The sequence below is a fragment of the Frankia canadensis genome, from assembly GCF_900197875.1.
Taxonomy (GTDB): domain Bacteria; phylum Actinomycetota; class Actinomycetes; order Frankiales; family Frankiaceae; genus Frankia; species Frankia canadensis.
Genome location: NZ_FZMO01000539.1, coordinates 1 through 23,061, shown reverse-complemented (window position 1 = coordinate 23,061; position 23,061 = coordinate 1). Strand labels below are relative to the sequence as shown.

The following is a 23,061-nucleotide window of genomic DNA, read 5'->3' as shown; positions in this document are numbered from 1 at the left end:
CGCGGATGGCTGCCAGACAGCGCCCGTCCCGGCCCGCCGACGGCCCGCGCCGCACCCCGCCGGGCGGCGCCGCCCGCCCGCCTCGCCCCGGCACCTCTCCCGGCACGGGAACCCCGTCCCGCCCCGGCGCCGCGGCTGGCTCCGGGCCGCCGCCGCGCACCGGGCCGCCACCGCCGCCGACCTCCCGACTGGCGCAGCGGGTGGTCGCCGTCCTGCTCACGGTGCTGCTGTTCGGGCTGATCGTGTTCGGTGCGGGCGCGGGGTTCGCCACCTTCACCGATCGCTGGGTGGGGTACGCCGTCGGTGGCCTGTTCTGCGTGGTCATGGTGGGCGCCGGGATCTGGTCCAGCCGCCGCTGACCGACCCACCGCTGCCGTGTGTCCCGCCGCTGTCTGCCCGGTGCCCCGCCTCCGCAGGTCGCCGCGGCTGCCTGGCCGGTGCTCTGCCCGCGCAGGTCGCGGCCGTGGTGAGGACGGCTGCGGTACCCCGCACGCGGGGCGCGGCGGGGCAGGGGCAGACTGTGAACCGTGCGTGTGGGCTTTCTGGTCGAGCAGCTGCTCGCGCCGGTACCGGGTGGTACCGGCCGGTACAGTGCCGAGCTCGCCGCCGCCCTGGCCCGGCTCGCCGAGCCCGGTGACTCCGTCGCCGGCTGGTGCGCCGCGCATCGCCGGTTCGAGGAGGCGGCGCTGCCCGGGGTCCTCGGGCCGATGCGCCTCGCCCTGCCGCGCCGGGCGCTGGCGGCGAGCTGGTCGCGTGGTGTGGGTCCCGCGCCGCGGTCCGTCGACCTGATCCACGCCCCGACCCTGCTCGTTCCCCCGGCGGGGGGCACCAGCGGTCAGCTGACCAGGAAACTGAGCCAGCGGCTGCGGGGCGAGCCCGGCCGGTCCGGCGGCGGTTCCGGTCGCTCGGGCGGATCCCCCCGAGCCGCCGGGGGGCGTCTGGGGGCCGGGCGGCCGCGGCCGCCGCTGTCGGCGTGGGCCAGCGCCACGGTGGCCCCGGCGCTCGCGGACGCCCTCGACCGGCGCCGCCCGCGCCCGAGACTCGTCGTCACGATCCACGACGCGGTGCCGTGGACGCATCCCGAGACGCTCACCCCGCACGGCGCGCGCTGGCACCGGCAGATGGGCGAGCGCGCCGTCCGGCTGGCCGACGCGATCGTCGTCCCGACCTTGGCGGTCGCCGCCGAGGTGGCCCGCCACCTGCCCATCCCTCCGCAGCGGCTGCACGCGATCGGGGAGGGCGTGGCAGAGGCGGTGACGCGGGTGCCGCCCGACGCCGACGCCCGGGCCGCGCGCCTGGGCCTGCCGCCACCCGGCGGCTACCTGCTCACCCTGGCCACGCTGGAGCCCCGTAAGGGGCTGGACACGGCGCTCGCCGCGCTGTGCCGCCCGGACGATCCGGGCCTGCCGCTTGTCCATGTCGGTGCCACCGGCTGGGGCGGGCTCGACGTGCGTACCGAGGCGACGCGCCGTGGGCTGGATCCCGCCCGCGTCCGCACCCTTGGGCGCATCAGTGACGAGGATCTCGCGGTGGTGCTCTCGCGGGCGGCGGTGCTGCTCGCGCCGAGCCGGTCGGAGGGTTTCGGGCTGCCCGTGGTGGAGGCGATGGCGCACGGGGTACCGGTGGTCGTGTCGGACGCGCCGGCGCTGGTCGAGGTCGCGGGCGATGCCGCGCTCGTCGCGGGGGTCGGCGATGCCGCGGCGCTGGCGGCGGCGGTGGCCCGGATCGTGGGTGATCCGGACCTGCGCGGGCGGTTGTCGGATGCCGGACGCGCCCGCGCCCGGATGTTTACCTGGAATGCGGCAGCGGAGGCGACGTGGGCGCTCTACCGTCGAGTCAGCGGTTCCCCTGCCGTGTCCGTCGCCGACGACGGGCGGGCGTAGTGTTGCCCCCGTTGAGAAGCAAGCGGTCAGCGTGAAGCGAGCGGCCACCCCTGGTGGGGTGGCGCGTCAGGGAAGGAGCGCCGTGGGACCCCGGGTGCTCGTCGACGCGACTTCGGTCCCGGCGGACCGTGGTGGCGTGGGGCGTTATGTCGACGGGCTGGTCGCGGCGCTGGGCGCGGCCGGTGCGGACATGGCGCTCGTCTGCCAACGGTCAGACGAGGAACGTTACAGCCGGATGGCTCCGCATGCCACCGTTCTGTCCGGACCGGCGGCGATCGCCCACCGGCCGGCGCGGCTGGCGTGGGAGCAGACCGGTCTGCCGCTGGTCGCGGAGCAGGTGAACGCGGCCGTCATCCACTCACCGCACTACACGATGCCGCTGCGGGCGGCACAGCCGGTGTGCGTGACCATCCACGACGTCACGTTCTTCACCGAGCCGGACATGCACACGGCGGTGAAGGGGACGTTCTTCCGCTCGGCGATGCGCACGGCGGTGCGCCGGGCGGCCCGGATCATCGTCCCGTCGAAGGCGACCCGTGACGAGCTCGTCCGGGTGCTCGACGCCGAGTCGACGACCACCGACGTCGCCTACCACGGTGTCGACACGTCGACCTTCCACCCGCCGACCGCGGAGGACAAGCAGCGGGTGCGCCGCCGCCTCGGCCTCGGGGACTCGCGCTACGTGGCCTTCCTCGGGATGCTCGAGCCGCGCAAGAACGTGCCGAACCTGATCCGCGGCTGGGCGGAGGCGGTGCACTGGCGGGACGAGCCGCCCGCGCTGGTCCTGGCCGGCGGCTCCGGCTGGGACGACGACGTCGACGCGGCCGTCGCCTCGGTGCCGAGCCACCTGCGCGTGATCCGTCCCGGCTACCTGCGCTTCTCCGACCTGCCCGGCTACCTGGGCGGGGCGACTCTGGTGGCCTACCCGTCGCATGGCGAGGGCTTCGGCCTGCCGGTGCTGGAGGCGATGGCCTGCGCGGCTCCGGTGCTGACGACGCCGCGGCTGTCGCTGCCGGAGGTCGGCGGCGACGCCGTCGCCTACACCCAGCCGGACGCGGACTCCATCGCCCGGGAGATGGGCACCCTGCTCGACGACGCCGACCGGCGGGACGCTCTCGGTCAGGCGGGCCTCGCCCGCGCCCGCGAGTTCACCTGGGCGGCGAGCGCCGAGGCCCACCTGGCGAGCTACGCCCGCGCGGTCGCCGAGCGCTGAGCGGTCCGCCGCCGCCCTGCCCGTCGGCCGTGTTCCGCGGCGGCCCCCTGCCCATCGGGGGCCGACGGGCGGTCGGTGATGGGCGGGCGCGCGGCGGAGTCCTCGGGGCACCCGGGGGGCGGACCGTCGGAAAGCGCGCGCTACGGTCTCCATCGGTGCGGATGCCGCGGTGTCACCGGGGCGGCGCGGGCCGTGGGGTTGCGGGGCCGTGGAAGGGCGGTAGGCGAGGACATGGGTGTGGAGCCGGAGATCCGGGTCGTGGTCGTGACCTTCCGATCCGGAGAGATCATCGGCGACTTTCTCGACTCGCTCGCCAAGGCGACGACCCGGCCCTACGAGGTCGTCGTCGTGGACAACTCGCCCAAGCTCGACGCCGGCACCGCCGCGGTCGAGCGACGGCCCGAGGCGCGGCTGCTGCGTCCGGGGCGCAATCTCGGCTACGGCAGTGCCGTCAACCGCGGCGCCGCCGGAGCCCGGGCGCCGTGGCTGGTGTTCTCCAACGCCGACATCGCCTTCGTGCCCGGCGCACTCGACGATCTGGTCGCCGCCGCGGGCCGCTGGCCGGGTGGCGGTGCGTTCGGCCCCGGGATCACCAATCCGGACGGCGCGCTCTACCCGTCGGCGCGGGACCTGCCGTCGCTGGGCCGCGGGATCGGGCACGCGCTGCTCGGCTGGTGCTGGCCGACGAATCCGTGGACCGCGTCCTACCGGCGCGAGCGCGGCGCGCCGCGGGAGATGACCGCCGGCTGGCTGTCGGGTTCCTGCCAGCTGCTGCGCCGGGAGGCGTTCGAAGCGGTGGGCGGCTTCGACGAGTCGTACTTCATGTTCATGGAGGACGTCGACCTCGGCCGCCGGCTTGGGCTCGCGTCCTGGTCGTCGGTGTACGTGCCGGCCGCGGTGGTGGAGCATCTCGGCGGGCACTCGACGAAGCGGTCGTCGCGGCGGATGGTGCTCGCCCATCACCGCAGCATGTTCCGGTATCTGTCCCGGCAGTACCCGGGGCCGTCCCGGGCCCCGCTGCGGGCGCTGCTCGGTGTGGGACTGGCCGCGCGGCTGCTGGTGACCCTCGCGTTCGCCAAGGACAGCGCCGGAGCGCGGGCCACCCGTTCCGCCCGCCTGCTGCCCGCCCGCGGCAGGGCCACGGACGATGCGGCGACGGGCGGCACGACATCGGGTGGCGCCCCCGGCAGCCCGGCGACCCCCGTCAGCCCGGCGACCCCCGGCGTCACGGCGACCCCCGGCGGCACGGCCGGCCCGGGCGCGGCTGTCAGCGGTACGGCCGTCAGTGGTACCGCGGTGGATTCCTAGTGGTCTTCCTGATGGCTCGGGGCGGCGGCCTATCGGGCTTCTGCCGGACATCTGACGGTCCGTCCAGGGTTCATCGGCGGAGGAAACGGGCTTCCGGTTACTGTGCCGGAGCGCCTGGAGTACTCGCTTCGGTGGTCGTCTGGCCGCGTAGAGTAATTGGTCCATGGCGGCCCGTTGGTGGTGTGGTCTTGGTGCCCATCCGTCTCCAAGGGCTACCCCGTGCTCTGCGACACTGACGCCCCATGGACGCAGTGATGCTTGTCGGCGGTCAGGGGACCCGTCTACGACCGCTCACGATGTCGGCTCCCAAACCGATGTTGCCGGTCGCCGGAGTGCCGGTCACCGCGCACATGCTCGCGCGAGCCCGGGACGCCGGCATCGCGCGGGTGGTCCTGGCCACCTCCTACCGGGCCGAGGTCTTCGAGGAGTACTTCGGCGACGGCTCGGCGCACGGGCTGGAGCTCGAGTACGTCACCGAGACAGAACCGCTGGGCACCGGCGGCGCGATCCGCAACGTCGTCGAGCGGCTGCGCGGCGGCCCGGACGACCCGGTCGTCATCTTCAACGGTGACATCCTGTCCGGCCTCGACATCCCGGCGTTGGTCCGCCGGCACTCCGAGGCGGACGCCGCCGTCACCCTGCACCTGACGGAGGTTGTCGACCCGCGCGCCTTCGGCGTGGTCCCGACGGACGCCGACGGCAGGGTCACCGCCTTCCTGGAGAAGACACCCGACCCGCCCACCAACCTGATCAACGCGGGCTGCTACGTGTTCCGCCGCTCGGTGATCGACATGATTCCCGCGGGCCGGCCGGTGTCGGTCGAGCGGGAGACCTTCCCGGGCCTGCTGGCGGCCGGTACGCCGGTGATGGGCTATCCGGACAGCACCTACTGGCTCGACCTCGGCACCCCGGCGGCGTTCGTCCAGGGCAGCCGGGACCTGGTGACCGGGCGGATGGCTTCCTCGGCGCTGCCCGGCCCGGTCGGTGACTGCCTGGTCCTGCCCGGGGCGGCCGTCGCCGCCGACGCCAAGATCGGCGGCGGGGCGACCGTCGGGGCAGGCGCCCGGGTGGGTGCCGGCGCCGCCGTCGACGGCGCGGTGCTCTTCGACGGCGCGGTCGTTGAGGCCGGTGCCACCGTGCGGGACAGCGTGATCGGCCGGGGGGCCGTGATCGGCGCCGGAGTCCTGCTCGACGGCGTGGTCATCGGCGACGGCGCGATCATCGAGCGGGATAACGAGCTGCGGGCCGGGGCCCGGGTGTTCCCCGGCGCCGTTCTCGCCGCCGGCGCGGTCCGGTTCAGTTCCGACCGCACCTGACCCCACCCGACATCCCCCCTGACCATCCCGGCGCGTCCCGGTCGGGCGGCCACCGCGCCGCCCGACCAGGGCGCGCCCGCCCATCCGGCCGTCGTGGTCGCGGCCACCGGGGACTTTCCCGGCGATCCCCCCATGCTCCGGGAGCCGACGGGCCAGACTGATGATCGTGCCGGTCAGCGCATCCGACGCCCTCGCCGACGTCGTCGTGCGAGCCTTCGCCGTGCTGCGGGTGCTCGGGATCGTCACGACCGCGCTGCACCTGATCGTGTGGCGCTCCTGGTACGGCGGGCACCCGGTGGCGCTGGCCGGGGGGCTGCTCGTCGAGGTGTGGGGGCTGGCCTACATCCTCCTGAGCACGCGCCGCGGGCTCGGCACCCGGCTGGTGCTCGCCAACGTGGCGGTCGGCGCCGCGGCGGCGGTCGCCGCCGGGGTGCTCCTGCCGCCGGTGTCCGTCGGCACGCCGGGAACCTGGGTCTTCCTCGGCTGTGCGCACGCGGCGCTCGTCGCCGGCTGCCGGACCGGCCGGCGCCTGTTCGCCCTGGTGCTCGCCACCCTTGAGGCCGCCCTGCTCGTCGGCGTCGCATGCGCCGACCGGCTCGCCGCCGCGCTGCCCGGCCCGGCCACCGCCACCGCCACCGCCACTGCCACTGCCGCGGCGCTGCCCGGCCACCCCGCCGCCACCGCTGCCAGCGGCACCTACGCCCCCACCGCGACGAGCACCGCGGCCGCCGTCTCGTCCGCGGTCGAGCGGGCCGCGGCCGATCCCGGTGGCGGCTACCGGCGGGCCGCGGTGTCGATCATGCTGATCGTCATGCTGACGGCACTGATCCGGTTCGGTGTCGGCCGGCTGTGGACGATCGCGCAGGACGCGGACACCCGACTGCGCGCCGCCGCCGACCATCTGAGCGCCGAGGCGATCGCGGTCGCCCGGGCCCGCGCCGAGCGGGAGCGGGAGCGGGTCCTGCACGACACGGCGCTCAACACCCTCGCCGGCATCGCCTGGGGCGGCGGCGACGACCTGGAGCTGACCCGCGGCCAGGCCGCGGACGCGATCGCCGCCGTGGACCGGCTGCTGCGCGGGCCGGCCGGCGACGTCGGCGACCTCGACACCCGCCTGGACGCCGTCGTGGCCGCCGCCCGCCGACGCGGGCTGCGCGTCGAGCTGGGCCGCACCGGCGCGATCGGCCTGGCACCCGGCGCCCCGCCGCGGCCATCGTCCCTGCCCGGCCCCCTGTGGGCGGTCCTGGGGCCGGCCGACCCCGGCCCGGCGCCCTCGGGCGAGGCGGCGGGGGAGACGGGCCGGGCGGCGCCGCCCCGGGAGGCCGTCGACGCGCTGGCCGCGGCGGTCGCCGAGCTGCTGTCCAATGTCCGGCGGCACGCCGGCACCGACGAGGCGTGGGTGACGGTCCACCGCACGCCGTCCGCGGTCGGTATCGAGGTGCGCGACGAGGGCTGCGGCTTCGACCCGGCGGCCGTCCCCGCCGACCGGCTCGGGCTGAGCCGCTCCGTCCTGGCGCGGGTCGCCGATGCCGGCGGCCGGGACCGGGTGGACGCGATGCCCGGCCGGGGCACCCGGGTGCTGCTCACCTGGGCCGTCCCGGTGCCCGCCGGCCAGACGCCGGCCGGAGCGGTTCCCGCCGGGCCTGGCGCCGCCGATCCGAGCCGCTGGCCCGGCCGATCTGGCCCGCCTGGTCGACCTGGCCCGCCGGCCTCGCCCGACCCGGCCCGTCTGCGCTGCCCGCCCGGCCCGCCCTGCCTGCCCGGCTTGGCTGGCTCACGCGGCCTGCCAGGCTCGCCCGGCGGATGCACCTCGGCCCGCCGGTCCGGGCACTGCGCCGCGCGCTGATCCGCGTCGACGGCCCGGCGGCCGCGCCCGGTCCGCGGTCGGCGGCGCAGTTGCGCGACGCCTACACCGCGGGCCTGCGCCGGGCCGTCGCCACCGCGGTGCTGGCCTGGTATCCGTGCACCCTGCCGGTGCTGTTCGTGCTGCCCGCCGGTCGGTATCCACGCCCGGCGGTGCTCGGGCTGTGGTGCGCGCTGGGGGTGTGCGTCCTCGTCGTCACCCGGCGGGTCCGGCGCCGCCCGGCGACCAGGCTGGACGCGCTTGGCCTGGTGGCCGTCGCGCTGGTGGTCACGGTGGCCACGGCCGCCCTGGTCGGCGTCTCCCGCCCTGACGGCAGCCGGCTCGCGATCTGGCCGGTGCTGATCCTGCCGCTGCTGCTCATGCAGGTGACGGTGGCGCGTCCCCGCAGGGAGCGGATCATCGCACTGGTCGCGACGACCGGCACCCTCACCGCGATCGCCTGCGCCGACGGCGTTCCCGGCCCGCTGCCGGCGACCCAGCTCGTGGCGGTGCTCAACGCCCTGGCGTCACTGCAGATCGTGGCGGCGATGGGCGGCCCGGTGCTGCTGCGGTCCGCGGACGCGGCGGCGCGGGCGATCGACTCCGAGGCGCGGCTCGCGGCCCGCCAGGAGGCCGAGCTGCGCATCCGGATGGACCGGGCCCGGGCGCTCGGCATGATCCGGCGGGAGGTGCTGCCGCTGCTCACGGCGCTGCGCGACGGCCTGGTCGACCCGCGCGACCCCGCCGTGCGGGCCCGCTGCCGCCGCGACGCCGGGACGATCCGGCGCACCCTGGTCACCAGCCAGACGGCGACCCTCGGCGAACTCGCGCCCGCACTGTTCGAGGCCGAGACCCGGGACCTGCGGGTCGACGTCCAGGTGTCCGGTGACCTGCGGGCGGTCCCGGACGAGGTGCGGGCGGAGCTCGCCTGGCTGCTGCCGCGGGCGCTGCGGTCGCTGTCGGACGGGCGCGCGCTGCTGACCCTGATCTGCACGCCCGCCGCGGGCAGCCTCACGCTGACCGTTCCCGGCACGTCGCTTCCCCCGGACTGGACCGGCATGACCACCGCGGGGGGCGGGGAAGCCCGACCGGACCGGGCCCGACTCGCCGCCGTGGCGGTCCGCGCCGACGCGGATGACGGCCAGCTGTGCCTGGACCTGCACTGGCCCGCGGGCGGTGGTCTGCTCGGCCGGGCTTCGGCCGGCCACACCCGCTCCCGGCCCGCCTGACCTCATCCCGGGCGCGGCATCCCCGCTCCTTGCTCTCGGTGTACGTGACGGTGATCAGGCCTGACCTCATCCTCAGGGCGCGGCATTCCTTCCCCGGGGCCAGGAAGGCAGGCCCTCCGGAAGGGGCGCACAGCGTCGCCGGAGGCCCTGAACGGGGGCGTGGCGGTGCGGTCGGGAGGCCGCGGGCGACGTCCAGGCCACGAAGCGGACGGACAGAGCACGGACACCGGCAGGTGAATGCGGCGATTTCCGGCTGTGGACGGGGACAATCGGCCCCATGAGGTTCAGCGTGGAACGCGACGTGCTCGCCGACGCGACCGGCTGGGCCGCCCGGCACCTGCCCAGCCGCCCGGGACAGACCCCGACCGTGCTGACGGGCCTGCTGCTCGAGGCGTCCGCCGGCGCGCCGGCCACCGCCGGGCTCGTCGTCTGCGCCTTCGACACGGAGGTCGCCGTGCGCGCGCCGGTCGCCGCCGAGGTGGCCGAGCCCGGCCGGGTGCTGGTGCCCGGTCGGCTGCTCGCCGACATCGTCCGCAGCCTGTCCGCGACGGTCGTCGAGGTCGAGGTCGACGGGGAGCGGCTGGTGCTGCGCTGCGGCAGCGTGCGCTTCACCGTCCCGCTGATGGATCCCGCGGACTATCCCGAGCTGCCCCGCTTCCCCGCCCCGATCGGCGAGGTCGACACGCTTGGCTTCGCCGCGGCCGTCGGCCAGGTGGCGCCCGCGGCGGGCCGGGACGAGACGGTGCCGGTGCTGACGGCGATCCGCCTGGAGATCACCGGGCGCGGGCTCACCCTCGCCGCCACCGACCGCTACCGGCTCGCGGTGCGCGGCATCCCCTGGCAGCCGACCGTCGAGGACCCCTGGGCGCTGGCCCACGTCCCCGCCAGGGTGCTCGCCGAGGTCGCGCGCACGCCCACCCCGGCATCGCGGATCGTCGTCGGCCTGGACGTCGCCGATCCGGCCGGTGCCCGGCTGGGGCTCGCCGCCGCCGGGCGGCAGACCATCGTCCGGCTCATCGACGGCACCTTCCCGAACTACCGCAAGCTGCTGCCCGACACGGCCGCGTACACGGTGACGGCGTCGACGGCGGCGCTGGCCGCGGCGGTCCGCCGGGTCGCCGTGGTCGCCACCCGCACCGCGCCGCTGCGCTTCACCCTGAGCACCGACCAGATCGTCGCCGAGGCGGGGGACGGCGGCGGCGCCCAGGCCAGCGAGACCATCCCCGTCGAGTACGCCGGGCCCGAGCTGTCGGTGCTGTTCAACCCCCAGTACCTGCTCGACGGGCTCGGCGCGGTGGAGGACGACGAGGCGACGATCGGCTTCGTCGCCGCCGACCCGGGTGAGGCGTCGGCGCGCCCGGCGGTGCTGACCGGCAAGGACAGCGGCGCGCGCGGGCGCGACGGCCGGCCCGCGGACGGGGGTGCCTTCCGCTACCTGCTGATGCCGATCCGGACCGATCCGTCCGCCTGAGCCGCCTGAGCCGGCGGGCCGGCCGGCTCAGGCGGGCGCGGGTCAGGGGGCCGCGGCGGGCGTGGTCGGAGACAGCGACATGGTGCCCGCGCCCGGGCTGGGAGCGGTGGACGACGTCCCGTCCGAGCCGTTCGCCGGGATGGTGAGTGGGCCGTCCTTCGAGACGTCCGGGGTGCCGCCGGCCGCGCCCGACTCGGGTGCGGTCGGGGAGTCCCAGGTCGCGCCCTCGATGCTCGGGTTGGCGTGCTTGGCGACGAAGTCGCTGATCACGTCGGCGGAGACGGTGGAGCAGCGCTGGGTGCGGTCCCAGGCGGTGAGGACGAAGTGCTTGCCGTCCGGGAAGGCGCCGCGGGTCCACGGCACGCCGATGAACCGCGGCCCGGCGTCGGCGGCGATCGAGCGCAGCTTCTCCACCTGGGCGGCGGGCAGGCTCTTGTCGTACCAGCCGACGACGAAGCCGTGTTCGAGGTTGTGCACGGCGCGCTCGACCGGGATGCCGGAGGCCGGGTTGTAGAACGGGATGCCGTCGGGCAGCGGATCGGGGTTGTGGCTGCCGGAGGACGGCGGCGAGACCTTGTAGTCCACCGTCGTGCTGACGTGCGACGAGCCCTTCGAGGCGTCGTTCACCGTCCCGGTGCAGCCCGCGGCGGTCGCCGCCGACGAGGCGGCGGCGACGTAGCCGACCTCGCGGGTCTTGTTCTTCGCATGGGAGTCGGCGACCGTGTAGAGCACGATCCCGAGCAGCAGGGCGACCGCGGCGAATCCCGACGTGCCATAGATGAGCAGCGCGCGGCGACGTTCCTTGCGCTTCTGGTCGCGGCGCAGCTGTTCGAGCCGGGCGTTGCGTTCGACGCTCTTCTTCCCCACGGGGGCTGATCCTACGAAGTGTCGAACCACTTCTCACGGGCAGGCGGCGTCCGACCCGCCGGTGGGCACCCGGAACGGCCATCCCGGGTGCCCAGCGTCATCGTCATACCGGCCCGCATCGTCGAGTAACCGTTCGTAACGGACGTCGGGTGCCCGGGCGAGCGAGGTGGATGTCACCCGGCCATCGCGCCCGTCGGGTCCGCGTCGACCGCACCGTGCTCGCCCGAGGCCGTGTCGGCGGGCCCTGAGCTGTCCGGCCGGTTCTGATCAGCGGTGCAGCAGGAACTCGCCGGGCTCGCGCGGGGGGCGGGGGGCGGCGGGGGCCGCGGCGTGACCGACGCCGACGGCGCCCATCGGCACCCAGCTCTCCGGCAGGTCCAGGACCTGGGTGACCACCTCGGCGCAGAACAACGTCGAGGACACCCAGCAGGAGCCGAGCCCCTCGGTGGCGAGCGCGACGAGCAGGTTCTGCACCCCGGCGCCGACGGCGACGGTGAACATCCGCTCCTCGGCGCGGGCGCGGCGCGCGTCGGGGTAGGGATGCGCGCCGTCCAGCACCATGATCGGGACGATGAGCAGCGGGGCGCGGCGCAGCACGTCGCCGCGGCGCAGCCGGCGTTCGATCGCGGCCTCGTCGAAGCCGTCGCGGCGCAGGTCCTCGGCCCAGGCCTCGGCCATCGCGGCGAGCAGGTCGGCGCGCCGCCGCTCGACGAGCACGAACCGCCACGGCGTGGTGTGGTGCGGCGCCGGCGCGGTCAGCGCGGCGCCGACCGCCCGCTCGACGGCCGCCGGGTCGACCGGCTCCGGGCCGAACTCGCGCACGGTGCGCCGTTCGGTCAGCGCCGCGCGGCGGGCCTCCAGGGTGCCGAGCCGGAACAGGTCCTCGTCGCTGGGGCGCACCAGCGCGCGGGCGCCGCGGCCGTCGTCGGCCAGTCGGCGGTAGCCGCGCACCACCGCCACCGGGATGGCGCCGAGCTTGCCCTTGACCAGGTCGGCCGCGGCGGCGAGCTCGTCGGCCTCGGCGACCTCGGTCATGCCGAGCTCATTGCCGTAGCCGTCGACGTCGCCGATGTGGCTGCGCAGCGCCGCCATGCCGGCGACGCCGATCGCGAGGTCCGTCAGGCCGCGCCGCCACGGCCGCCCGGCCGTGTCGGTGACGACCACCGCCACGTCGACGCCGAGCCGGGCCGCGACGCCGGCCCGCAGCGCCGCCGCGCTCGCGTCGGGATCCACCGGGAGCAGCGCCAGCGTGTCCTTGGCGATGTTGGACGCGTCCACCCCGGCGCTGGCCATGACCAGCCCGTGCCGGGTCTCGACGATCCGGGTCGGCCCGCGGCTCGCCACCACCCGCACGGTCTCGGCGTCGATCGCCGTCGCCCGCGCGGCCTCCCGCTCCCGCTGGCCACCGGTGACGGTGACGAGCCGGCCCTCCGCCTTCGACATGATCTTCGAGGTGACGACGAGGACGTCGCCGTCGGCGAGCGGGCGGCCCGAGGCCGCCACCGCATCGGCGACCGCCGCGGCGAGGTCGTCGCCCGGGCGGATCTCGCCGATGCCGCCGAGCCCGAACACCTCCAGCGCGCCGCTCGGCGGCTGTGGCTCAGACACCGGCCAGCTCCAGCGCGGCGCGTACGATCGCCGCGGTCGCGTCCAGATCGGTCATCAGCAGCGGCCGCGCCACCACGGTCGCGCCCGGCACGGCGGCGCCCGCGTCCACGGTGTCCACCAGCCAGCCGTCCAGCAGCCCGCCGTCGCCGGAGCGGCCGCCGTAGTGACGGCCGACGGCCTCGGCGGACGTCTCGACGCCGATCGCGGTCAGGCAGGCGTCCGCCATCCCGCGCACCGCGGCGCCGCCGATGATCGGGGAGACGCCCACGACCGGCGCCGGCGCGGCGGCCACCGCGTCGCGGATGCCGGGGACGGCGAGGATCGTGCCGATCGACACCACCGGGTTCGACGGCGGGAACAGGATGACGTCCGCCTCGGCGAGGGCGTCGAGCACGCCCGGCGCGGGCTTCGCGGTCTCGGCCCGCAGCGGCACGATCGCCCGGGCCGGCACGGCCGCGCGCAGCCGCAACCACCACTCCTGGAAGTGCACCGCGCGCTGGCCCTCGTCGTCGTCGAGGACGACGTGGGTCTCGACCCGTTCGTCGGTCATCGGCAGCAGCCGCACCCCGGGCCGCCACCGCTCGCACAGCGCCCGCACGACGTCGGACAGCGGGTAGCCGGCGTCGAGCATCTGGGTGCGGACGAGATGGGTGGCGAGGTCGCGGTCACCGAGGCCGAACCAGGACGGGCCGACGCCGTAGGCGGCGAGCTCCTCGGCGACGACGAACGTCTCGTCCTCGCGGCCCCAGCCGCGCTCGGCGGAGAGGCCGCCGCCGAGGGTGTACATCACCGTGTCGAGGTCGGGGCAGATGCGCAGGCCGTGCAGCGTGATGTCGTCGCCGGTGTTACCGATCACCGTCACGTCGGCGTCGGGCAGGGCGGCGCGCACACCGCGCAGGAAGCGGGCGCCACCGATCCCGCCGGCCAGGGCTGTCACTCTCACAACCCGTGATCCTCGCACCGGACGCCGGCCGGTGACCCGCGGGCCTGGCCGCGCGGGATGGGGCCCGCGTGACCAGCACTGGCGGTCGAGGCCGGCGTCGATATTGATCATGAATGGTCGATCTCGGTCGGCGCGCGTCTGATCGCTGCGCCAGAACGCGGCCACGACCCGCGGCGCGACGACACCCACGAAGATCACAACCAGAGGCGCGGCCCGGAGGGCTGGGCTGGTGCGGCCCCGTCAGTCGAGGCGGGGGCGGGCGAACAGCGGGGCCACCCAGCCGGTGAACTCCGGGCGGGCAGGCAGGGCCGTGTCCTTGCAGAACGCGGCGAGCAGGAAGTGCACGAGGTGGCTGGTCGGCCGGGTGGGCGCCGGGTTGGCCAGGCCGCCCTCGATGGTGGCGACGACCGCGTCGGCGGCGAGCGCGCGGTCCGTCTCGGGCACGAAGTCGTGCACCGCGGCGAGGGCGAGGCCGTGCAGCCACTTGTGCAGCCGCTCGTGGTACTCCATCACCGGCTCGGCGTGCGGGGCCCGCTCGGCGACGCAGGGGTGCAGCGTGCGGCGGCGCTCGACCGAGTCGAGGGCGAGGAACAGCTTCTCCGCCGGGTCGCCGGACAGCCCGGCGATCCGCTCGACCTCGACGTCGAGCAGGCGGTTGAGCACCGCGGCGAAGGCGTGGTCCTTCGACCGGAAGTACCAGTAGACGCTGCCTGGCTCGATGCCGGCGGAGCGGGCGATCTCGGCGATGGAGGTGCCGGCGAAGCCGCGGGCCAGGAACTGCTCCTCGGCCACGGCGAGCAACGCGTCGATCCGCTCCTCGCGGGGAACGTCCTGGCGATTTCGTGGCACCTGATCAGGGTAGCGACTTCGGCTCGCACACAGGAGGGATTCGTTCGGCGGCACACCTGACGGCGCTGCGATACCCAGCCGGAAGCCGGCCATGCCGCATTGGGAAGCTCTGTGGCGAGGATCACTCGCAGGTCGGTTCCGGCGGCGGTGGACGGCCTGCCGGTCGAGGGTTCGGCCAGGTCGGTGGCCCTGTCGGAGGGTGCGAACCGGGGTGAGCGGGGCCTCGTCCGGGGACGACCAGCTACGTCGTCCGGCCCCGGACGGTCGGGCGAGAGGGGGGCTGTGTCGTCCATCACGCGGTATCTCTTGATTCCGATTAGAGAGAGCTGTGTGATGAACCTGAGCTCTCCATGTCGCTGGAAGGACCGTCATGTCCGAGATCAGGACCACCAAGAGCCTCGAAGCCCTGTCCGCGTCCCTCAACCGCGCGCTCGCGGGTGCGCGTGCCCCTCAGGTGGCCGCCGCCCGCCGGGCCCAGATGCGGCAGGCCGCCGCGTCGCCGGCCTCGGGCGCGGCTGGCGAGCCGCACCGGCGCGCCCACGCCGTCACCGACGTCCTCGCCGCCCGCTCCCGGACGAACATGCTCATCGGCACCCTGGATCGCCTGCGCCACCCGACCGCAGGCCGCCGCGCCGGACGGTCGAAGCCCTGACCCGACCGTGACCGGGCCGCCGCCGTCCCTCGGCGGCGGCGGCCCGGCCTCACCCTGGCCCACCCGGGCCACCCGCGGGCCCGGCCGCGGCGGATGCGCGACCGGCGCGGACGCCCGCGGAATCCCGGCCCGCTGTGATGTCGTTTCCCTTTCACGATCCGTGCCCCTTCGACACCGGCGGCGGTGGGACGGGCTCGCCGCCTCACCGGGCGGCGTCCGGTTCCGCCGCGCCGGACGACGATCAGGAACCGAGGAAGCCATGACGAACACGGCGGCGAGATCCGACTGCGTGGACGGGCCGCCGGCCCCGTCGGCGATGCGGCGCGCGCTGCGCCGGGCGCGCGACGGAGCCACCCTCGACCCGGTCGAGGCCGCCGTGCTGCTCGCCGCCCGCGGTGACGATCTCGCCGACCTGTGCGCCTCGGCCGCCCGGGTCCGCGACGCGGGCCTGGCCTCCCTCGGCCGCCCGGGGGTCGTCACCTACTCGCCGAAGGTCTTCATCCCGCTGACCCGGCTGTGCCGGGACCGCTGCCACTACTGCACGTTCGCCACCGTGCCGCACCGGCTGCCGGCGCCCTACCTGAGCCTCGACGAGGTGATCGAGACGGCCCGAGCGGGCGCCGCCGCCGGCTGCGCCGAGGCCCTGTTCACCCTGGGCGACCGTCCCGAGGAGCGCTGGCCCGCGGCCCGGGAGTGGCTCGACGCCCACGGCTACGACTCGACCCTGGGCTACCTGCGCGCCGCCGCCATCGCCGTGCTGGAGGAGACGGGCCTGCTGCCGCACCTCAACCCCGGGGTGCTCGGCTGGGCCGAGCTCGCCCGGCTCAAGCCGGTCGCGCCGTCCATGGGCATGATGCTGGAGACCACGGCGACCCGGCTGTGGTCCACGCCCGGCGGCCCGCACTACGGTTCCCCGGACAAGGAGCCGGCGGTCCGGCTGCGCACGCTCACCGACGCGGGGCGGCTGTCGATCCCGTTCACCACCGGCCTGCTGCTCGGCATCGGCGAGACCCGTGCCGAGCGGGCTGAGACGATCTTCGAGCTGCGCGGGCTGGCCCGCCGGTACGGCTCGATCCAGGAAGTGATCGTCCAGAACTTCCGGGCCAAGGACGACACCGCGATGCGCGGCGAGCCCGACGTGGGTGCCGAGGAGCTCGCCGCGGCCGTCGCGGTCGCCCGGCTGGTGCTGGGCCCGACAATGCGGGTGCAGGCGCCGCCGAACCTCGTCGACATCGCCGAGTGCGCCCTGTTGCTGTCCGCGGGCATCGACGACTGGGGTGGCGTCTCGCCGGTCACCCCGGACCACGTCAACCCCGAGCGGCCCTGGCCGGACCTGGACGTGCTGCGTGAGGTGACGGCGGCGGCCGGCCTCACCCTGCGCCCGCGGCTCACCGTCTACCCGTCGCACCTGGACGAGCCGTGGCTCGACCCGCGCGTCGCCGGGCACGTGCGGGCGCTGGCCGGCCCGGACGGCCTGCTCGCGCCGGACGCCCGGCCCGTCGGGAGGCCCTGGCAGGAACCCGACGGCGGCCTCGCCGACACGGGCCGCGTCGACCTGCACACCGCGGTGGACACGGTCGGCCGGCACAGCGAGACCCGCGCCGACTTCGACACCGTCTACGGCGATTGGGAGTCGCTGCGCGCGCAGGTCAGCGCCGCCGGCACCGGCGCGGACGGCGTCGTGGGCACCGGCCGTCGAGCCCCCGCGGTGGCCGGATCGGCCGCGCCGGCGGCGGTGACGCCGGGCGGCGAGCCGGCGGTGGGGGGCGCTGGGCGAGGGGCGCCGGAGCGGGGGGACGCCGACGTGGTGGCGGCGCTGCGGCACGCCACCCGCGATCCGGCGGGGATCAGCGACGCGGAGGCGCTGACGCTGTTCGGCGCCTCCGGGGCCGCGCTGGAGGAGCTGTGCGGGCTCGCCGACGGGCTGCGTCACGACGCCGTCGGCGACGACGTCACCTACGTCGTCAACCGCAACATCAACTTCACCAACGTCTGCTACACCGGCTGCCGGTTCTGCGCGTTCGCGCAGCGCCGCGGGGACGCCGACGCCTACACCCTGTCGCTGTCCGAGATCGGCTCGCGGGCCGCCGAGGCCTGGTCGGTGGGGGCGACCGAGGTCTGCATGCAGGGCGGCATCCACCCGGACCTGCCGGGCACCGCGTACTTCGAGCTCGCCCGCGAGATCAAGCGGGCGGCGCCGGGCCTGCACCTGCACGCCTATTCGCCGATGGAGGTCCTCAACGGCGTCACCCGGACCGGGATGAGCATCGAGGACTGGTTGGTCGCCGCGCGCGAGGCGGGTGTCGACTCGGTGCCCGGCACCGCCGCGGAGATCCTCGACGACGAGGTCCGCTGGGTGCTCACCAAGGGCAAGCTGCCGACGGCGAGCTGGGTCGAGGTGATCAGCACCGCGCACCGGGTGGGCCTGCGCTCGACCGCCACGATGATGTACGGCCACGTCGACACCCCCGCGCACTGGGTGGCCCACCTGCGGCTGCTGCGCGGGATCCAGGAGCGTACCGGAGGGTTCACCGAGTTCGTCCCGTTGCCGTTCGTGCACCACAGCTCGCCGATCTACCTGGCCGGCGTCGCCCGTCCGGGCCCCACCGTCCAGGAGAACCGGGCGGTGCACGCGATGGCCCGCATCCTGCTGCACGGGGCGATCGACAACATCCAGTGCTCGTGGGTCAAGCTCGGCGTCGACGGCTGCCGGCAGGTGCTCGCCGGCGGGGTGAACGACATCGGCGGCACGCTGATGGAGGAGACGATCAGCCGGATGGCCGGGTCCCAGCACGGGTCGCGGCGCTCGGTGGCCGAGTTGGAGGAGGTGGCCGCGGCGGCGGGTCGTCCCGCTCGGCAACGGACCACGACCTATGGCCCGGTCCCGGACGAGCGGTTTCGCGCTGCCCGAGGAGGAACCGTCCGGACCGTGCTGCCGGTGGTGTCCTGACACCCGCCAAGTCGACGACATCAGAAACTACTCTAAGTAGCTGTACGGTTCGGGCTGGTGGGATGTGGTGTCCGTTAGGAGGGGAATAAGTGGCTTGTCTGTCGGCAAGCCTGCCCGTTTAGGCCTTTATGTCCGCTGCGTCGGGGCGGCATAATGCGGTCATCGTCGCCGCGCCGATTGCACACAGTTACCGATCGGAAGGTTGTCTAGACCCTCGGCGATGGTGTGCAGTGACTGTGAGCTATGGTCTCATCGCTGGTTGTAGAAGATGTTGCGCTGGTGGGGTTGACGCGACCGAGTCTGGAGCGTGTAATTACCGGCGTGTCATTCCCCTCGCTGGCGGGGTTCGTGCGGTAGTGCGACGCCTGACCGGTGTGGAACCAGTCACCTGCGCGCCGGCGCCCAGGGGGTGGCCGACCGCACCGCGACGGGTCTGGAGGAGTCCCCATGGAGCACACCGACGCGGGCGTCCACACCGTCCTCGCGGACGTCGAGCGTCCCGCTGAGCATGACCCGTTCGGTGACCACTCCGAGCGGGTGCTCACCGAACGGCCCACCCAGGCCACACCGAACCCGGTGCTGCCGCGGCCGTCGGCGCCCGCCGTCGACGTCCCGCCGGCCCGCTCCGGCTCCCCCGAGCGGATCCTCGGGGCCGCCGCCTTCGCCCCCGGGCCGCGGGCGGCGGAGGCAGGTCTGCTCGCCCGGCCGAACGTGCCCGTGCACGCGCCCGTCGACGATACCGCCGACGACCCGGCCGATGATGATGTCGATCCCGCCGGCCTCGCCGACGACCTGGTCGACGATCCGCAGGCCGCCGAGGAGGACAACCTCGCCGCGGTCATCGACCTCGGTTTCGGTGACCTGCTCGGCGAGGCGATGGAGTGGCAGGAGCGCGCGCTGTGCGCGCAGACCGACCCGGAGGCGTTCTTCCCGGAGAAGGGCGGCTCCACCCGGGAGGCCAAGCGCATCTGTTCCGGCTGCGAGGTCCGCGCCGAGTGCCTGGAATACGCCCTGGAGAACGACGAGCGGTTCGGGATCTGGGGCGGCATGTCCGAACGGGAGCGACGCAAACAGCGGCGCCGAGCCGTCTGATCCGGGACGGTGGGTGGCGTCCGACGGGGGGTGCAGGTCCCGGCGGCGCCGCGTGCCGTCCCGGGCGGGCCCGGTGCGGGCCCCGCGGCCGTGCGCCGCGTCGTCGCCGTGTGCGTGTGCCACGGCGGGTCCGAGGCCGGCGCTCGGCTGCGCGCCGCCGTGGCCGCCCAGGTCCTGCCGCCGGACCTGACGGTCGACCTGCGCGTCGTCGAGGTGCGCGTCGGTGAGCCCGCCGGCGGCGGGCCGTCCGGTGGCGCGGCATCCGAGGGTGCGGCCTCCGAGGGTGCGGCCTCCGTCGGCGAGGTGTCCGTCAGCGAGGTGTCCGCCGGCGAGGTGTCCGGCGGTGGGGCGCCGGTCGGCGGGCTGTCGGTCGGCGGGCGCTCGGTCGAGGCGGCGTTCGTCGGCGACGACCGGGTCGGCGAGCCTCCCGTTGGTGACGGCCCGGTGGGTGAGATCCACATCGGCGCGGCGTCGCGGTCAACGCCGGCGGGCGAGGGCTGCGCACCGGTCGAGACGGTGGATGTCCCGGCGAGCACCTCCCTCGGCGCCGCGCTCGCCATGGGCCTGGCCCGGGCCGGCGGTCCGCCACCCGGGACCGGGGGCTTCGTCTGGGTCCTCGACGACGCGGCGGTGCCGGACCCCGATGTCCTGCACACCCTGCTCGCCTACACGGTGCTCGATCCGGGGGCCGCCGTCGTCGGGCCCAAGCTGCGCACGCCCGCGGCGCCCTCACGCTCGCCGTCTCCGGCACCGCCTCGCTGGATCGTGGTCGAGGCCGGGGCGAGCGTCGACCGTTGCGGGCGGCGCCGTACCGGCGTCCGCCCAGGCGAGGTGGACCATGGTCAGCACGACGCGGTCCGCGACGTGCTGGCCGTCGCCTGCTCCGGCACGCTGGTGCGCTCGGCCGCCTGGTCGCTGCTCGGCGGCCCGGACCCCGACCTCGACGCCGCCCACGACATCGACCTCGGCTGGCGCGCGGCCCGTGCCGGTCTGCGCGTCGTCGTCGTCCCCACCGCTGCCATGACCGTCACGCGCACCCCGGCCTGGCCGGTGGCGCAGCGCGCCGCGGCGCTGCGGGTCCAGCTCGCGAACGTGAACGGCCCCGCGGCGCTGCTGGCCGCGGTCGTCCTCGTGGCGGCGAGTGTTCCCCGGGCCGTGGCGGCGCTGCTGCGGGGCCGGGTCCGGGCGGCGCGGACCGAACTCACCCTGCCCTGGATGGTGCTGGGACGACCGCGCCGCCTGCTGCGCCTGCGCCGGCGCGCCGCACGGACCCGGGCTGTCTCCCAGCGTGCCGTCCGCGTGTTGTTCCCGTCCGCGCTGCCCGGCGGACGGCTGCGGGAACGTCCCGCCCGCCGGCGACGTGGCATCCCGGTCGGTGCGTCCGGGGCATGGCACGGTGTGGCACCGCGCGACCGGCTGGCGCCCACACCATCAGGAACGCCCGCGATCCCCGCCCCGCGATCCCCGGTCTCGGACCTGCCCACAGCGCGACCGTCCGACCCGCGATGGCCAGATCCGCGATGGCCCGACCAGGGACCGTCCGGCCCGCGTCCCTCCGGCGCGCGACCATCCGACGCGGGGCGTGCGCGGGACGTGAGTTCGGCGGGCGAGCGGGTGGCGTGGGCGCCGTGGGCGCTCGCCGCGGTGCTCGGTGTCGCCGGGGCCGTGGCGATGCGGGGGATGCCCACGGACGCGCTCGGTGCTGGGCTGCCGCTGCCCACGGGCGCCCGCGATCTGTGGTCGGCGGTCCTGTCGGGCCGACCGGCCGGCTCCGGTGGGCCCCTCGACGCCGCCGGGCCCACCCCACCCATGACCGCCCTGCTTGCCGCGCTCTCCACCGTGTTCGGCGGTCGGCCAGCCGCGGCGTGCTGGCTGCTGCTCGCCCTGGGACCCGCGCTCGCCGGCGCCGGGGCGTATCACGCGCTCGGTCGGCTCGCCGCCCTCGGCCGGCGTCCGCGGATGGCGCCACGCCTCGGTCTCGCCGCCGCGTATGGCCTGTGCCCGGTGCTGACCCAGGCCGCCGTGGCCGGTCGGGTCGACACGGTCGGGGCGCTGGCACTGCTGCCGATGGTGCTCGCCGCGGCGGCCGGCGTGCTCGGGGCCCGCCCGCGCGGTGGGCGGGTGGGCGCGCTCTGGCTGCTGGCCGTGACCCTGGTCGGGCTCGTCGCCTGTGCCCCGGTGCTGGCGCCGCTGGCCTGGCTCGGGCTGCCCGCCGCCGCTCTGCTCGTCAACCGGTCCCGGCTGCCCGACATGCTCGCGGCTGCGGCGGCGACGGTTGTCGCGCTGCTGCCCGTCCTGCCTGACGGGGTGGTGGCCGAGCCGCCCGTGGCGCTGCCACAGGTGCCGCGGACCGCGCTGGCTCTGCTCGCCGGCTCGGGGGAGCAGCCGACCTCCGCCATGGCCGGATTCCTCGCCGTCGCCGCCGCCTGCTGGCTGCTCGCCCGCCGCCGGGCGACCGCGTCCGCGCGGCGGGCCGCCCGGGCCGGCGGGGCGCTGATCGCGCTGGGCCTGTTCGCCGTGCTCCTCACCCCACGCCTGGCGCCCGGCGGCGGGCAGCGGGTCGCCGGCGCGCAGGGCTGGTGGGTCGGTCCCCAGTACGGCCTGGTCATCGCCGGCGCGCTGCTCGCCGCCGCGGCGGTCTGGCTGCCATCGGAGCGCGGGCCCGGCCGGGTGGGCCGCCTGACGGCGCTGCCGCTCGCCGCGCTCGTCGTCGCCGGGCCGGTCGCGCTGGGCGTCGATCGGGTCGCCGCCGGTTCCGCCTGGGTGGACCGCGCGTCCGGTGGGAGCCGCCCGCCGGTGGGCGCGGTCGCACCGGGCGGTGGCGGTTCGGCCGGCGGTCTCGACGGGCCCGGCGGCAGCTCCGGTGACGCCGGCCTCGAGGCCGCGCCGGATCTCGCCGGCCTCGCGGCGGGCAACGGTGTGTGGGACCCGGTGATCGCGCGGGGGATCCTCGCGGTGACCCGCACCGCGCCGCCCGGCTCGCGTGTCCTGCTGCTGGACCGGCCCGACCGGTCGGGCGCCATCCGGTACACGCTGGCCGCCGGCCACGGGCCGCGCTATCCGGCCAGCCTGGTCCGCCCGGCGTGGCCGGCGGCGCGGTTCCTCACCGCCGTCGTCGACGATCTCGCGGCCGGCGGCGACCGGGCCGCCGGGTGGTTGCCGTTGCTCGGCGTCACCGCGGTCGGCACACCTGCCGCACACCCGAACGCCGCCCTGGTCGACCGGCTCGACGCGACGCCGTCCCTGGTCCGGGAGCGCCCGCGGCCGGGACTGCTGGTCTGGCGTCCCGAGGGCGCCCCGAGCCCGGCCGTCACCCGCGGGCCGCGGCCATCGACGCCCGCTCTCGCGGCGTTCCCGGGGCTGGCGTCATCCGTGGGAGCGGCGTCGTCCGTGGGAGCGGCGTCGTCCGCGGTGGCGGTCGTCGACGTCGCCGACGCTCGTGACCTCCCCACCCGACCGTCGCTGCCGGCGGCACCGGCCTCCGCGCGGCCGCTGCCCGTGACCGGGCGGATCGTCCCGGTGGCCGCCGGGCGGGGCGGGCAGCGTGCCCTGGTCGTCGCGGTGCCCGCCGGCACCGGCTGGCATGCCTGGCTGGACGGGCGGCCGCTGCGGGCCTTCCGGGCGTGGGGCTGGGCCACCGGCTTTGACCTGCCCCGCGAGGGCGGTCAGCTGCGCCTGGCCCGGGACGATGCGGCGGCCCACCGCCTCGCGGCCGCGCAGGCCGTGGCGCTGGGCGCGCTGCTGGCCGGCGGGGTGCCGATCGGTCTACGCGCTCGGCGGCGCCGCCACGAGCTGGAGATCGCCCCCGCGGTCACCGCCCCCGCCGCCGGCCAGCAG

General features: G+C 76.1%; 15 protein-coding genes and 1 pseudogene. 12 read left to right on the top strand and 4 right to left on the bottom strand.

From position 1 onward, the window contains the following. The first annotated feature begins 5 nt into the window (after positions 1-5). The 8 genes and pseudogenes from C1A33_RS30060 to dnaN all read left to right on the top strand — a co-directional run bounded on the left by C1A33_RS30060 (position 6) and on the right by dnaN (position 10,263). The gene (locus C1A33_RS30060) at positions 6-359 is read left to right on the top strand and encodes a hypothetical protein (RefSeq protein ID WP_101835501.1); all 354 of its coding nucleotides are present in this window, start codon (positions 6-8) and stop codon (positions 357-359) included. 168 nt (positions 360-527) lie between these two features. After that, entirely contained in the window at positions 528-1,883 is a 1,356-nt protein-coding gene (locus C1A33_RS30055) for a glycosyltransferase family 4 protein (protein ID WP_207770571.1), read from the top strand. A gap of 82 nt (positions 1,884-1,965) precedes the next feature. Then, positions 1,966-3,096, top strand: a complete 1,131-nt coding sequence (locus tag C1A33_RS30050; protein WP_101835499.1) for a glycosyltransferase family 4 protein — start codon at positions 1,966-1,968, stop codon at positions 3,094-3,096. 231 nt (positions 3,097-3,327) lie between these two features. Further along, positions 3,328-4,233, top strand: a pseudogene (locus tag C1A33_RS30045) (glycosyltransferase family 2 protein); the annotation flags it as partial. A gap of 413 nt (positions 4,234-4,646) precedes the next feature. Next, positions 4,647-5,720, top strand: coding sequence for a mannose-1-phosphate guanylyltransferase (gene manB, locus C1A33_RS30040; protein ID WP_101835497.1), 1,074 nt, complete (start codon positions 4,647-4,649; stop codon positions 5,718-5,720). A gap of 160 nt (positions 5,721-5,880) precedes the next feature. Beyond that, positions 5,881-7,566, top strand: a complete 1,686-nt coding sequence (locus C1A33_RS30035; RefSeq protein ID WP_101835495.1) for a sensor histidine kinase — start codon at positions 5,881-5,883, stop codon at positions 7,564-7,566. Beyond that, positions 7,524-8,792: a hypothetical protein gene (locus tag C1A33_RS30030; protein WP_101835493.1), complete on the top strand. Its 1,269-nt coding sequence runs from the start codon at positions 7,524-7,526 to the stop codon at positions 8,790-8,792. The genes C1A33_RS30035 and C1A33_RS30030 overlap by 43 nt, the downstream gene beginning before the upstream one ends. Before the next feature lie 277 nt (positions 8,793-9,069). Beyond that, on the top strand, positions 9,070-10,263 hold the full coding sequence (gene dnaN, locus C1A33_RS30025) for a DNA polymerase III subunit beta (protein ID WP_101835491.1): 1,194 nt from the start codon (positions 9,070-9,072) through the stop codon (positions 10,261-10,263). 42 nt (positions 10,264-10,305) lie between these two features. On the opposite strand, the gene C1A33_RS30020 is transcribed toward dnaN, so the two are convergent. The 4 genes from C1A33_RS30020 to C1A33_RS30005 form a co-directional block, all read right to left on the bottom strand. Next, a complete protein-coding gene (locus C1A33_RS30020) occupies positions 10,306-11,130 on the bottom strand; it encodes a DUF3105 domain-containing protein (protein WP_101835489.1) in 825 nt (274 codons plus the stop codon). 267 nt (positions 11,131-11,397) lie between these two features. Then, complete coding sequence (locus C1A33_RS30015) at positions 11,398-12,738, bottom strand: coenzyme F420-0:L-glutamate ligase (RefSeq protein WP_243408078.1); 1,341 nt, start codon at positions 12,736-12,738, stop codon at positions 11,398-11,400. Next, positions 12,731-13,681 (bottom strand): 2-phospho-L-lactate transferase, encoded by a 951-nt coding sequence (gene cofD, locus C1A33_RS30010; RefSeq protein WP_101835509.1) that lies wholly within the window; start codon positions 13,679-13,681, stop codon positions 12,731-12,733. Before cofD ends, C1A33_RS30015 begins: the two co-directional genes overlap by 8 nt. A gap of 240 nt (positions 13,682-13,921) precedes the next feature. Beyond that, positions 13,922-14,530, bottom strand: a complete 609-nt coding sequence (locus C1A33_RS30005) for a TetR/AcrR family transcriptional regulator (protein WP_101835487.1) — start codon at positions 14,528-14,530, stop codon at positions 13,922-13,924. 370 nt (positions 14,531-14,900) lie between these two features. Between C1A33_RS30005 and C1A33_RS30000 the strand changes: the two genes are divergently transcribed. The 4 genes from C1A33_RS30000 to C1A33_RS29985 all read left to right on the top strand — a co-directional run. Further along, the gene (locus tag C1A33_RS30000) at positions 14,901-15,182 is read left to right on the top strand and encodes a hypothetical protein (RefSeq protein ID WP_101835485.1); all 282 of its coding nucleotides are present in this window, start codon (positions 14,901-14,903) and stop codon (positions 15,180-15,182) included. Between the two features lie 259 nt (positions 15,183-15,441). Then, on the top strand, positions 15,442-18,132 hold the full coding sequence (locus C1A33_RS29995; RefSeq protein ID WP_101835483.1) for a bifunctional FO biosynthesis protein CofGH: 2,691 nt from the start codon (positions 15,442-15,444) through the stop codon (positions 18,130-18,132). Between the two features lie 447 nt (positions 18,133-18,579). After that, positions 18,580-19,224, top strand: coding sequence for a WhiB family transcriptional regulator (locus C1A33_RS38215; protein ID WP_101835481.1), 645 nt, complete (start codon positions 18,580-18,582; stop codon positions 19,222-19,224). Between the two features lie 9 nt (positions 19,225-19,233). Further along, a partial coding sequence (locus tag C1A33_RS29985; protein ID WP_207770570.1) for a glycosyltransferase occupies positions 19,234-23,061 on the top strand: 3,828 nt, incomplete at its 3' end.